Origin of the sequence: Streptomyces rapamycinicus NRRL 5491 (assembly GCF_024298965.1) — a bacterium.
GTDB classification, from domain to species: Bacteria; Actinomycetota; Actinomycetes; order Streptomycetales; family Streptomycetaceae; genus Streptomyces; species Streptomyces rapamycinicus.
Genome location: NZ_CP085193.1, coordinates 9,881,155 through 9,893,356, shown reverse-complemented (window position 1 = coordinate 9,893,356; position 12,202 = coordinate 9,881,155). Strand labels below are relative to the sequence as shown.

The following is a 12,202-nucleotide window of genomic DNA, read 5'->3' as shown; positions in this document are numbered from 1 at the left end:
ACCCGGGCAGGCTCAGCCGACGGGGCCGCCGTCGAGTTGCTCCACGGAGGCGGCGTCCCCGGCCGGTGCGGCCTCGCTCGTGGCCGCGGGCCGCCGGTCGAGCCCGAGCACGAGCGGTACGGCCAGCACGCTGATCGCGGTGAGGAACACCCAGGGCAGCGCCGCACCGCCCTCCAGCAGCGCTGTGAGCAGCGCCGGGGCGACGGCACCGCCGACCGACCAGGACAGCTGGTAGACGCCCAGATAGCGGCCCCGCAGATGCTCGGGCGCCATCACCACGCTCAGTTCGCTGGTCGGCGGCGAGCCGAGGATCTCGCCCACGGTGTAGAGCACCATCGCGATCAGCAGCCCGGCGATCACCGCCCAGCCGGGCAGCACGAGCAGCGTGCCGAAGACGGCGAACGCCGCCGCGTTGAACAGCAGGGCCAGCACCAGCACCGCCGCCGGTCTGCGGGCCTCGATCCACCGGCTGGCGAGCGTCTGGAGCAGCGCGACCATGACCGTGTTCAGCACGACGAGCACGCCGACGATCCAGGAGCCGACAGCGAGGTTGTCCGCCACGTAGACGGCGAGCAGCACCGCGACCACCGTGGAGGCGAAGGCGAAGGCGATGTTCGTCGCGACCAGCCGCAGATACCGGGTGTCCTTCAGTACGGTGCGAAAGCCGCCCGAGGGTTGTCCGGTGGCTTCGCCCGCCGCCCGCTCCGGCTCGGCGGGCTTCGCCTCCGCGGGGCCGGCATCGGCCGCCCCGCTCCCGTCCGCGCCCCGGAAGGTGATCACGAGCCAGCCCGCGACGGCGAAGGTGACCACGTTGATCACCATCACCGCCCGCAGCCAGGTGACGGTTCCGATGCTCAGGGCCACCGCGGACGCGGCGCCGCCGAAACCGACGCCGACATTGCGGAGGGCACGCACGAAGCCGAACCAGCGGGCCCGCTCGACGCCCCGGGCGACCAGCACGATGAGCGGACTGTTGCCCATCCAGAAGGCGGTGGAACCCAGTTGCACCACGAACTGCCACAGCACGATCTGCCAGGCCGCGTGCGAGAACAGGAAACCGATGAATCCGGCCACCGAAATCCAGTTGCCCGCAGCGACCACGATACGCGGACCGTATTTGTCCAACAGGGACCCGATAAAGGGCGGAACGGGCAGGGCGAGCAGCTGTCCGGCGGTCAGCGCGGCGCCGACGGCGACCAGTGACAGCGACGTCGTCTTCACGAAGAAGACGACGGTGAACGCCATCACCAACCCGTTGCCCAGGCTGTCGATCAGATTGGCCGTGACGAAGCGGCCCTTTCCCGCGAGGTCCGGCAGACCCCAGGCCGTCTGAATCCGCCGCCACGCCGAAGGCGCGGGGGAATGCCGCGACATCATGACTTCTCTTTACTTCGGCGCATCGGCGGGCAATTCGCCCACGGCAGGCACTTCGCCCCAGACGGGCAGCTGGCTCTGATGGAAGACGGCCGCGCTGCGCGCCTTGGCGTGCGCCGCGATGGAAATGATGCCGCCCGAACCGGTCGGCACCACCTTGGCGAACGCTCCGGCACAGCCGTGCGGGGTGTAGAACATGCCATAGGCCGCATGCCATTCCTCGGTTTCCCCGGATACCGGGTCCACCACGAGCTCGGGCCGGGGGATCACCCGCTGTTGTACGACACATCCTTCGGCGGCGGAGTCCTCCAGAGCCCGCCGCCAAGTGGCGTCGTCCGTTTCCCAGCCCACCACGGCGCCCACTCCCCCGCCGCGCCCGTTGACCTTCAGGATCAACTGCTCGCGCCGCGCCACGCATTCGTCGACGAGGTCGGTCTTGAGCGCGTCCGTGTTGATCAGCCGGGTCCAGGGCAGCACCCGGTCGATGAGCCGGCACTCGTCCTCGCCGAGGTCGCGCCGCCACGCCGGATCCGAAAGCAGCGCCATACAGGCCTTGTTGGCGAACATGTTGCTGGAAAGCGGGGTCCATGTCAGCGTCTCGCCCGCCCGGTGCGCACGCAGCAGGGGCGCGACCAGGTCCCAGCCGTCGGGCTCCTCGGCGATCTGGTCCGGGACGAAGGAGCGGTAGACCACGTCGATCTTCGTGTCCCCGAGGTAGAGCGCCCCGCCGCGTTCGTGCACGTCGGAGACCTCGGCCACCAGGATGTCCAGGCCCGCCGAGCGCAGTGCGGACTGGAAGTTGAGCCAGAGTTCGCCGTAGTCCTTCAGACCCCCACGCCATTCAAGCAGGGCCACCACCGGTTCGCGCCCGGGTGCCACCCGGGCGGCGAAGTGGCGCAGCGCCTCCACCACGGCGCGAATGGGATGCACGTAACCAAGCCGATTCCGGCGCGCGAAGTCGGCGAAGGCGTCAATCTCCATCGTCGCCCTGGAGATTTCACTCGCGAGGCCCCAGCCGCCGGCCTCGCTCCCCAGATTGAACTCGAGGAGTTTGAACGAGGTGCCGTCGTGGTACATGTCGGCCCGGCCGAACTGGGGTGGCGGTACGTCACCGAACCGCCGTATCGCTTCCCAGCGGCCGTCGCTGATGCCGAGCACCGACCGGAATGCGTCCAGATCGCCGCCGAACATCCGGTCCGGCAAGGAAAAAACCGTGTCGATGAGATGCTGCAGGTCATCGGCGAACTCGCGCATCTCACGCTCGGCGACGAAGAGGGGCCTGGCCAAATACTCGCCATGCCAGGGGGCGAGCGTCGGGAAGTCCTTGACGTGCTGGGCGACCGTGGGCAAGTCACTGCCCGGTATGCGGAACTCCTCGTTGTACTGGGCTGCTACCCGGTCCGCCGACATGAAGTCTCCAACTCCCGCTCGATGGTGACTGAGCCCCTCAGCCCGCGGGAATCAACGTTTCACCCCGATCTCATGCGCGACTCAACTGCGACTCAACTGCCGCTCAATGGCCCCATGTGGACGTGGAGCATCTGTGTTAACACTAGATACTTGAACAGCCGAAAGAAATGGCTGTGCGGCAATGGGGGAACGTTACTCGGCGTCCGATCGCGCAGCGAGCTCGCGGGCACGGTCAGGCAGAGACTATGGGAGGCGCCATGACCGCCACGACGGACACTTTCGCCGACGCCATCGGCGGGCTCGGGGACACCGAGTGGGACCGGCTCGCCGACGGCAGGTTCTACTCGTCGGCGCTGTGGCTGCGGCAGTGCGCCTTCCTCGAGCCCGGGTCGGTCTCCGGCGGACTGCACGTGGAGACCCCGGGCGGCGGCAGGGCCGCGATCCCCGTGGCGGCGGTGACCGACGAAGCCAACCCGCAGCTGCGGTGGCACGACCTGCTGACCGCGCGCGGCCTGCCGGCGCCCGAGCCGGGCGGCCTGCTCATCGGCCAGCGCCGCGGCTACCTGGCGCATCTGCTCACCGGCGAGGGAACCGATCGGACCGAGGCCGCCGCCGCGGTGCTCGACGCGGTCCGCGCGCTGCGCTCCCCCCTGCACGAGGACTCGAAGATCGCCCGCGTGGCGATGTACCTGACCACCGAGGATGTGCGGGCGCTGCGGGCGGCGGGGGTGCGGACCGCCCCGGTCGCGCTGAGTACCGACGCCTGGATCGGGATCCCGCCCGGCGGCTACCACGCCTGGCTGGAATCGCTGTCGGCGCACCGGGCCCGCCGTATCCGCAGCGAGGTACGGAAGTTCGAGAGGGCCGGATACGAGGTGGAGCACCGGACGCTCGCCGACTGCTGGCAGGACGTCGCCCGGCTGCTGGCCCGTTCGCTACTGCGCTACGGCAGGACTGTCGACGTGGCCCCGATCGCCGAGTCCTTCCGCGAGCAGGGTGAACTCGCCGGTTCGCGCGCCGAGGTGGTGCTGTGCTCGCGCGCCGGCGAACCGCCCGTCGGCTTCTGCCTGTACTACCGATGTGGCGACACCGTGTACCTGCGGGCGCTCGGCTTCGACCACGACCAACTCGTCTCGGCCGCCGAGTACTTCAACCTCACCTATTACACGCAGGTACGGCTCCCGGGAGTGCGCTGGCTGCACGCGGGCACCGAGACCGCGGAAGGAAAGGCACTGCGCGGCGCGACGCTCCGGCCGCTGTGGCTGCTGGACCTGTCCGAGGACAGCCCGCTGGCCGGGTACGACGAGGAGATCCGCGAGCACAATCGCGCCATGCTCGACCGCCTGCGCGACTCCTCGCCCGCGATTTCCGACGCCCTGGAGTACGAGCTCTGGAAGCCGTACTGCTGACTCCTTTTTCTGTCTTCGGGTGTTTGTCGTAGTGCGCTTGAGTCGCGGTTGAGCCGCTTCGACCGGTTCCGTGCCAGACTCGGCCCATGCTCCACGGGCGTGCGGATCAATCTCTGATCGAACGGGCAAGGCAAATTCGCAGGGGCCTTATGGGAACCCCGCTGATTCCTCTGGCGGACGAGCAGTGTGACATCGTCGCGAAGCTGGAATTCTGCAATCCCACGGGAAGCAGCAAAGACCGTTCGGCGCTGTGGATTCTGGAACAGGCGATCGGCCGCGGGGAGATAGCGCGGGGCACGACGGTGGTCGAGTCCTCGTCCGGCAATTTCGCGCTGGCCCTGGCCTTCTACTGCCGGATGCTCGGCATCTCGTTCGTCCCGGTCATCGATCCGAACTGCAACGAGGCCACCGAGGCCCAGCTCCGGCTGCTGTGCGAGCGGGTGGAGAAAGTCGCCATCCGTGACGGGTCGGGCAGCTACCTGAAGAACCGGCTGTCCCGGGTCCGGGAACTGCTGGTCGAACTCGACTCGGCCTATTGGCCCAACCAGTACGCCAATCCCGATGCCCGCGACGCGCATTACCACTTCACCGCGGGCGAGCTGATCGCACAGGCCGGCCCGCTGGATTATCTCTTCGTCGGCGTGGGCACCGGCGGCACGATCGCCGGGCTCTCCCGCCGGATCAAGGAAACCTACCCCGACTGCGTCGTCGTCGCCGTCGACGCCGAAGGCTCGGTGATCTTCGGCGGCCCGCCGAAGAAGCGGCGGATCCCCGGCATCGGCTCCAGCATCGTGCCACCGCTGTGCGGCCAGGCGCTGATCGACCACGTCGAGATCGTCTCCGAGGCACGAGCCGTCGAGGCCTGCTCCGCCCTGGCCGCCGAGTACGGCCTGTACGCGGGCGGCTCGACCGGCAGCACCTACGCCGCCGTCCAGGACTACTTCGCCCGGCACCGCCCCGGCACCCACCGTCCCCGGGTCGCCTTCATCGCCGCCGACCGCGGCCACGCCTACGCCCAGACCGTCTACGACCCCCTATGGGTCCAGCAACTGCACGCGGAAACGGCACAAACCCCCGGCGTCGAAACCCTGGCCGTCAACTGAAGGAGAACCACCGCCGTCCGCCGCGCGGCTACGGCAGTGGTGTACGCGTGAAAGAGAGAGAACAGATGCAGCAGAGCAAGATACGGCTGAGCGGACAGCAGGCCGATCCGGAGTTCTTCCGCTTCGAGGAGCGCGGCGAACTGGACTACGAGCTCGTTCTGGACGTCCTGCACGGCCGCAGGCTGGGCGTGATCTTCCGGGATGTCATACCGACGGCGGCGCGCAAGGAACTGACCGAACGATTCTGGGCCAGCCCCGCCCGGCAGCATCGGGAGGGCGAGCCCTCGCACTACGTCGGCGCCTACCACTGGAACAAGGACGCCGACACCTATCTCGACGAGTCCGCCGAGGTCGCCGAGCACGTCCAGCAGGTCATCGACGCCCCGAACTCGCCCTGGCACGAGTTCCGCCAGGGCGTGGACGAGGCCCTGCGGCAGGAGGGCGCGTCCCTGCGGGTGGCGCGGATGAACGGCCGCTCGGCGTGCGCCGCGCTGATCCGCGCGTGGGACAAGGAGGGTGACTTCTCCCTCGACCCGCACGAGGACGAGGCGCAGTGCAAGGACCCGCGACAGGCCGGTTTCGAGATCCAGCGGGTCCTGGACCACCAGATCTGCGCGGTGAACATGTGCACCGAACACAGCGCCGGAGGGCGGCTGGTGATCTGGAACATCCGCCCCGACGACGCGACCCGGCGCTCGCTCGACATCGAGCTGACGGGGCTGCCCTACCAGGCCGAGGCCCTGGCGGACTTCGAGGAACTGCGCCTGGACATCCGGGAGGGCGACGTCTACGCCTTCAACGGTGCGTTCGTGCACGCGGTGGACGCCAACACCGGCAACCGCACGACGGTGTCCTTCATCATGGGGTTCACCGATCCCCGAACGGTCGTGAGCTGGACCTGAGCCCTACCGGGCCGGCGGCCTAGTCGACGGCGTCGACTAGGCACCGACCGGGACGACGCTCGCGCCGTCGGTGCCGCTCATCGCCGCGTTTCCTCCCCGAGGGCCTCCCCGAGGGCCTCGGCGAGGCCCTCGACGGTGGGGTTCCTGAAGACCAGGACCGGCGAGACCCGGCGCCCGAGCCGCTCGCTGAGCCGGCCCGCCACCGTGGTGATGGTCAACGAGGTGCCGCCGACGTCGAAGAAGTCGTCCTGTGGCCCGAAGTCCTCCTCGACGCCCAGGCACTCCCGCCACACGTCGGCGACGAGGAGCTGCTGTTTGGTGACGGCCCGGCGGGTGGCGGGGGCCGGGGCGGGCACCGGGCGCGGGTCGGGCAGTGCGTCCCGGTCGACCTTGCCGTTCGGGGTGAGGGGGATCTCGTCGATCACGGTGTAGCTCTGCGGCAGCGTGTACGGCGGCAGTCGCTCCGCCAGGTAGGCGCGCAGTTCCGCCGGGTCCGGGGTGGGCCGGTCGGGGTGTTCGAGGATCAGGTAGGCCGCCAGCTGGTCCACGGCGGTGCTGGTGCGGCGCACGGCCACCACGCAGTCGGCGCAGGCCGGGTGGGTCTGGAGGGCGGACTCGATCTCGCCGAGCTCGATGCGGAAACCGCGCACCTTGACCTGGTGGTCGTTGCGGCCGAGGAAGACCAGATTTCCGTCCGGCAACAGCCGGACCACGTCACCCGTGGCGTACATGCGGGAGCCGGGCTCCGCGGCGTACGGGTCGGGCAGATACGCCCCTGCCGTACGGGCCGGCCTGCCGAGATAGCCGCGGCCGACCGCGCTGCCGCCGACGTACAGTTCGCCGCGGCAGCCCGGGGCGACCGGGCGCAGCCGCGGGTCCAGCACGTAGAGGTGCGCGTTGTCGGTCGCCCGGCCGAACGGGACGCTCGGGCGATGGCTGTGCCGGTCGAGCAGCTCCTCGGTGATCGGGCAGAACGCCGAGGTGACGGTCGCTTCGGTGGGCCCGTACTCGTTGAAGACCTGGCATCCCGGCGCGGTGGCGGACAGGATGCGGCGGGCCACGTCGTGCGGCACGGCCTCGGCGCCGGTGAACACCAGGCGTACGGAGGCGAGCCGGGGAGCGGGGTCCGTGCCGGACTCCAGCAGGATCCGCATCTGTGAGGGCGTCGCGTTGAGCGTGGTGATGCCGCGCTCGGCGACCTCTCGCAGGAACTCCTCGGGGTCGTAGGCGGCGGTGGGGCTCGCCAGGTGCAGTTCGGCGCCGGACACCAGGCACTGGAAGATCTCCCAGACCGAGTTGTCGAACGCCACCGAGTGGTTGAGCAGGGCCCGGTCCCGCCCGGTGAGCCGGCACAGCCGCTGGTTCCACTCCAGGAACCCGGTGATGTTGGCGTGGGTGATCGCGACGCCCTTGGGATTGCCGGTCGAGCCGGACGTGTAGATCACGTAGGCGAGGTGGTGTGGTTGCGCCTCCTCGGCCGGCCCGGGGTCCGCCCCGGGCTCCTGGTCCACCGGCACGATCCGCGCGCCGTCGCCGAACAGGGCCGAGGTGGGGTGTCCCGGGTCCGCGACGACCAGGCGTACGCCCGAGTCGGCCAGCAGGTACCGCAGCCGCTCCGGCGGGTAGCCGGGGTCGAGCGGGACGTAGGCGCCGCCCGCCTTCAGCACACCCAGCAGGGCGACCACCAGTTCCACCGAGCGTTCCAGGCAGACGCCGACCAGGCTTTCGGGGCGCACGCCCCCGGCCCGCAGCTCCCGGGCCAGGGCCGAGGCCCGCGCGTCGGTCTCGGCGAACGTCAGCGACCGGCCGTCGCCCACGACGCAGAGCGCGTCCGGGGTGGTCCGCACCTGGCGGTCCCAGAGGCGGACCAGGGTGGTCGGCTCGGGCAGCGGCTCGGCCCGGTCGCCGATGGAGAGGGCGCGCAGCTCATCGGCCGAGACGATCTCCAGCTCGGACAGCCGGGCCGTGGCACCGGACACCATCTGCTCGATCACCCGCAGGAAGTGCCGGCCGAGGCCCCGGACGAAGTCCGCGTCGAACAGGTCGGTGGCGTACTCGATGGAGATGCTGAGGTCACCGGCTCCGGCGGCGTGGTCCGTCACGTCGAGGGCGAGGTCGAAGCGGGCGGTGCCGAGCCGTCCCTCCAGCTCCTTGCGGTCGTACAGCTCGGTGAGGTGACCGGCCCTCGGCTCCTCGTGCAGGGCGAGCAGGACCTGGAAGAGCGGGTTGCGGCTCAGGTCGCGCTCCGGGCTCAGCTGCGCCACCAGCTTCTCGAACGGCAGCTCCTGGTGCGCGTACGCCTGCCGCGCGACCTCGCGGACGCGGCCCAGCAGCTCGCGCCAGGTCGGGTCGCCGGACAGGTCGGTGCGCAGCACGACGGTGTTCACGAAGTAGCCGACCACGTCGTCCAGTTCGGGGCGCGGACGGCCGCCTGTCAGGGTGCCGACGGCGACATCGCTCTCGTCGGCGTACCGGCCGAGCAGCACCTGCAACGGGGCCAGCAGGCCCATGAAAAGGGTGACGCCCTCGGCCCGGCACAGTGTGCGCAGCCGGTGCGCCAGGTCCGCGGGGACGCGCAGCAGTTCGCGGCGGCCGCGGTGGCTCGCGACGGCCGGCCGGGGGCGGCTGGTCGGCAGTTCGAGGACGGGCACACCGGACAGCGCCGCGCGCCAGTGGTCGAGCAGCCGCTCCAGCTCGGCGTCGGTGAGTCGGTCGCGCTGCCAGGCCGCGTAGTCGGCGTACGTCACGGGCAGCGGTGCGGGGGCCGGGCGGCGGCCGGCGGCGAGCTCGGTGTAGAGCTCGCCCAGTTCCCGGACCATCAGGTCCATCGACGCGCCGTCGCAGGCTATGTGATGGATCGTCAACAGAGTGATGTCACGGCTCGGGGTGCGCAGCACGTCCGCGCGCAGCAGCGGTGGGCGGTCGAGGGCGAAGGGGGCGCGGATCCGCTCGGTCACCAGCGCGTCCAGATCCTCCTCGGCGACCTCGATGCGGCGCAGCGGCACCGAGGTCGCCTCGCGCGGTTCGGGGCGGACCCGGCCGTCGACGGAGACGAGGGCCGTGCGCAGCGCCGGGTGCCGGTGCACCAGCGCGGACAGGCAGTCCTCCAGCACCGCCAGGTCGACCCGCCCGCCGGGCAGGCCCAGGGCGACCGGCAGGTGGTAGGCGGGCACCGCGTCGTTCAGCTGCTCGAAGAACCAGATCCGCTCCTGGCCGAAGGAGAGCTCGGCGGTCCCGGCCGCGGGAATCGGCTCGTCGTCCGAGGGCGCCACGCCGTCCAGGGCGGCGGCGAGCGTGGCGGGCGTCGGATGCGCGAAGACCGACTGGGCGTCGACCCGCACGCCGAGCTCCGCACGCAGCCGGGCCACGGCCCGTACCGCGGTGAGCGACTGGCCGCCGAGGCCGAAGAAGTCGTCGTACGGGGACACGTCGTCCAGCCCGAGCACCTCGGCCCATACGCGGCGCACCGCCGCGGTGTGCGGCGGCAGCGGGGCGTCGTCGGGCATCGGCCCGCTCGCCCGGACCGGGCTGTGCGGGATCCGCCGCACAGCGCCGCGGTCGGCCTTGCCCGCGGGGGTGCGGGGCAGGGCGTCGAGCACCGCGTAGCCCTGGGCCACCATATGGGCGGGCAGCCGCCGCGCGAGGTGGTCACGGACCTGGCGGGGCAGCTCCTCGGACACGTTCCGCGCGCCGGGCGCGGGCACGAGGTACGCCACCAGCTGGTCGCCGCCGGCCGCCTCGCGGTCGACGGCCACCACCGCGTCCGTGACGAGGGGGTGGCTGCGCACACAGGCCTCGATCTCGCCGAGTTCGATGCGGAAGCCGCGCACCTTGACCTGGTCGTCGTCGCGCCCCAGCACCTCCAGGGTGCCGTCGGCGGACCACCGGGCGAGGTCGCCGGTCCGGTACAGGCGCCCGGAGGCGTCCCCGAACGGATCGGGCACGAACCGGTCGGCGGTCAGCGCGGGCCGGTTGAGGTAGCCGCGCGCCACGCCCGCGCCGCCGATCCACAGCTCGCCGGTGACTCCCGGGCCGGCCTCCCGCCCGGTCTCGTCGACGACGTGCAGCCGGGTGTTGGACAGGGCCGTGCCGACCGTGACCCGGTCGGCCGCGGAGTCGACGCGGGCGGCGGTGGCCCACACCGTCGCCTCGGTCGGCCCGTACAGGTTCCACAGGGTGGAGCCGGTGGCGAGCAGGTCGCGGGCCAGCTGCGGATCGAGCGGCTCACCGCCCGACAGCAGTACCCGGCCGTGCCCGTCCGTCCAGCCGGACGCCAGCAGAATCCGCCAGGTGGTGGGGGTCGCCTGGACGACGCTCACAGCCGCCTCGTCGATGGTGGCGGCCAGCAGCTCGGGGTCGGTGTTGGCGGCGGCCGGGGCCATCACCACCGTCGCTCCCCGGGTCAGCGGCAGGAACAGCTCCAGCGCCGAGATGTCGAACGACAGCGGGGTCAGCGCGAGGACCCGGTCGTCCGCCCGGAGGCCGGGGCGTTCGGCCACACTTCGCAGGAACGAGGCGATCGCCGCGTGGTCGACGGCCACGCCCTTGGGCAGGCCGGTGGAACCGGAGGTGTAGATGACGTAGGCCAGGTGGTGCGGGTGCACCACCGGGGCCACCGGGGCGGCAGGTTCCGCGGGGATGTCCTCGACCAGCAGGACGTCGGCCGCGCCGGACGCCAGGGCCCGCGCGCGGTGGTCCGCGTCGCACAGCCACAGCCCGGCGCCCGAGTCGGTGGTCATGTACCGCAGCCGGTCGGGCGGGTAGCTCGGGTCGAGGGGCAGGTACGCGGCGCCCGACTTCAGGATGCCGAGCAGGGCCACGACCATCTCGACCGAGCGGCCGAGACAGACGCCGACCAGGTCCTCCGGTCCGATGCCGCGCGCCCGCAGCTCGGCGGCGAGTGCCGTGGCCCGGCGGTCCACGTCGGCGTAGCCGGCGCGGTGTGCTCCCGCGACGACGGCGACCGCGTCGGGTGTCGCAGCTGCCTGCCGCTCCCACAGTGCGACCAGGGTGGTCGGCGCCATGAACGGATCCCTTCTCAGCCCCGTACGGGCCCTTCTCAGCCCCGTGCGGGGAAGGTACGCGTGATCGTCTCTGCCAGCTGTCGTTCCGCGCCGCGCACATACAGGTGGGGGGCGCCCGGGAACAGGTGCAGTTCGAAGTCGGCCGAGGTGTGCTCGCGCCAGCCGCTGAGCTCCGTCCGGTCGACGCTTTCGTCGTCCGAGCCGGCCAGAACGGTCAGGCCACAGGGCAGGGGTGCCTCGGCCCGGTGCGTGTACGTCTCGCACAGCGTCAGGTCCGCGCGCAGCAGCGGCAGCAGCAGCTCCTGCAACTCGGGGTCCACGCCGTCGAATTCGGCCGTGGCGAGCAGCTTGTCGTCGGGCAGCGTGTGCCGCGGGTCGCGGTCCGGCAGGCCGGGGGCGCGCATGCTCGACAGAAACAGGCGGTCGGGCAGGCGTGTGCCGAGCGCACGCAGCCGCCGGGCCGTCTCGAAGGCGATCAGGGCGCCCATGCTGTGCCCGAAGAAGGCGTACGGCAGGTCCGTGTGGTCCGCGATGAGCGGCGCGAGCGCGGCCACGGCGTCGTCCAGCGACGTCAGGGCCGGTTCGGCGAGCCGGTTCTCCCGGCCGGGCAACTGGACCGTGCAGACTTCGACGGTTTCCGGCAGGTGCGCCGCCAGCCGGTAGGCGGAGGCGCCCGCCCCGGCGTGCGGGAAGACGAACAGGCGCCACCGCGCGGTGTGTTCACGGCCGCCGAGCCCGCGCAGCCAGGCCGTCGCGAGGGCACCCGCCGTCATCGTGCGGCTCGTACGGAGCGCGGGGTCAGGTCGGTCCACACCTGCTCGATGTGGTCCAGGCACTCCTGGCGGGTGCCCTGCGCGCCGGTGGCGGTCCAGCCGTCGGGCAGCTCACGGTCGGCGAACCAGACCGAGTACTGCTCCTCGTGGTTCACCACGACGACGTACCGGTCCCCGTCGGGGCGCGCGGCGGGTGAGGCGCTCATG

The 12,202-nt window shown here is 71.4% G+C and carries 8 protein-coding genes; 3 read left to right on the top strand and 5 right to left on the bottom strand.

All coding sequences use genetic code 11. From position 1 onward, the window contains the following. Positions 1 to 12: 12 nt before the first annotated feature. Together LIV37_RS41220 and LIV37_RS41215 are read right to left on the bottom strand one after the other, a co-directional pair. On the bottom strand, positions 13 to 1,377 hold the full coding sequence (locus LIV37_RS41220; protein ID WP_020872986.1) for an MFS transporter: 1,365 nt from the start codon (positions 1,375 to 1,377) through the stop codon (positions 13 to 15). A 9-nt stretch (positions 1,378 to 1,386) separates the two neighbouring features. Beyond that, the gene (locus LIV37_RS41215; RefSeq protein ID WP_020872985.1) at positions 1,387 to 2,784 is read right to left on the bottom strand and encodes a hypothetical protein; all 1,398 of its coding nucleotides are present in this window, start codon (positions 2,782 to 2,784) and stop codon (positions 1,387 to 1,389) included. Positions 2,785 to 3,041: 257 nt separating this feature from the next. Between LIV37_RS41215 and LIV37_RS41210 the strand changes: the two genes are divergently transcribed. From LIV37_RS41210 to LIV37_RS41200, 3 genes are all read left to right on the top strand, one after another. After that, on the top strand, positions 3,042 to 4,193 hold the full coding sequence (locus tag LIV37_RS41210) for a GNAT family N-acetyltransferase (RefSeq protein WP_020872984.1): 1,152 nt from the start codon (positions 3,042 to 3,044) through the stop codon (positions 4,191 to 4,193). Between the two features lie 149 nt (positions 4,194 to 4,342). Then, positions 4,343 to 5,296, top strand: a complete 954-nt coding sequence (gene sbnA / locus LIV37_RS41205; RefSeq protein ID WP_121823897.1) for a 2,3-diaminopropionate biosynthesis protein SbnA — start codon at positions 4,343 to 4,345, stop codon at positions 5,294 to 5,296. Between the two features lie 65 nt (positions 5,297 to 5,361). Further along, a complete protein-coding gene (locus LIV37_RS41200; RefSeq protein ID WP_020872983.1) occupies positions 5,362 to 6,198 on the top strand; it encodes a 2OG-Fe(II)-dependent halogenase WelO5 family protein in 837 nt (278 codons plus the stop codon). Between the two features lie 77 nt (positions 6,199 to 6,275). On the opposite strand, the gene LIV37_RS41195 is transcribed toward LIV37_RS41200, so the two are convergent. From LIV37_RS41195 to LIV37_RS41185, 3 genes are read right to left on the bottom strand one after another with little or no spacing between them, the layout of a single operon-like run. Continuing rightward, entirely contained in the window at positions 6,276 to 11,222 is a 4,947-nt protein-coding gene (locus tag LIV37_RS41195) for a non-ribosomal peptide synthetase (RefSeq protein ID WP_020872982.1), read from the bottom strand. Between the two features lie 35 nt (positions 11,223 to 11,257). Next, positions 11,258 to 11,995: a thioesterase II family protein gene (locus tag LIV37_RS41190; RefSeq protein WP_020872981.1), complete on the bottom strand. Its 738-nt coding sequence runs from the start codon at positions 11,993 to 11,995 to the stop codon at positions 11,258 to 11,260. Beyond that, the gene (locus LIV37_RS41185) at positions 11,992 to 12,201 is read right to left on the bottom strand and encodes an MbtH family protein (RefSeq protein ID WP_020872980.1); all 210 of its coding nucleotides are present in this window, start codon (positions 12,199 to 12,201) and stop codon (positions 11,992 to 11,994) included. Before LIV37_RS41185 ends, LIV37_RS41190 begins: the two co-directional genes overlap by 4 nt. Position 12,202: the final 1 nt, after the last annotated feature.

Bases quoted from the DNA above. Each gene is read 5' to 3' on its own strand.
- LIV37_RS41200 (WP_020872983.1), top strand. From the start codon at position 5,362: ATGCAGCAGAGCAAGATACGGCTGAGCGGACAGCAGGCCGATCCGGAG.
- LIV37_RS41215 (WP_020872985.1), bottom strand. From the start codon at position 2,784: ATGTCGGCGGACCGGGTAGCAGCCCAGTACAACGAGGAGTTCCGCATA.
- LIV37_RS41185 (WP_020872980.1), bottom strand. From the start codon at position 12,201: ATGAGCGCCTCACCCGCCGCGCGCCCCGACGGGGACCGGTACGTCGTC.
- sbnA (WP_121823897.1), top strand. From the start codon at position 4,343: ATGGGAACCCCGCTGATTCCTCTGGCGGACGAGCAGTGTGACATCGTC.
- LIV37_RS41195 (WP_020872982.1), bottom strand. From the start codon at position 11,222: ATGGCGCCGACCACCCTGGTCGCACTGTGGGAGCGGCAGGCAGCTGCG.
- LIV37_RS41190 (WP_020872981.1), bottom strand. From the start codon at position 11,995: ATGACGGCGGGTGCCCTCGCGACGGCCTGGCTGCGCGGGCTCGGCGGC.
- LIV37_RS41220 (WP_020872986.1), bottom strand. From the start codon at position 1,377: ATGATGTCGCGGCATTCCCCCGCGCCTTCGGCGTGGCGGCGGATTCAG.
- LIV37_RS41210 (WP_020872984.1), top strand. From the start codon at position 3,042: ATGACCGCCACGACGGACACTTTCGCCGACGCCATCGGCGGGCTCGGG.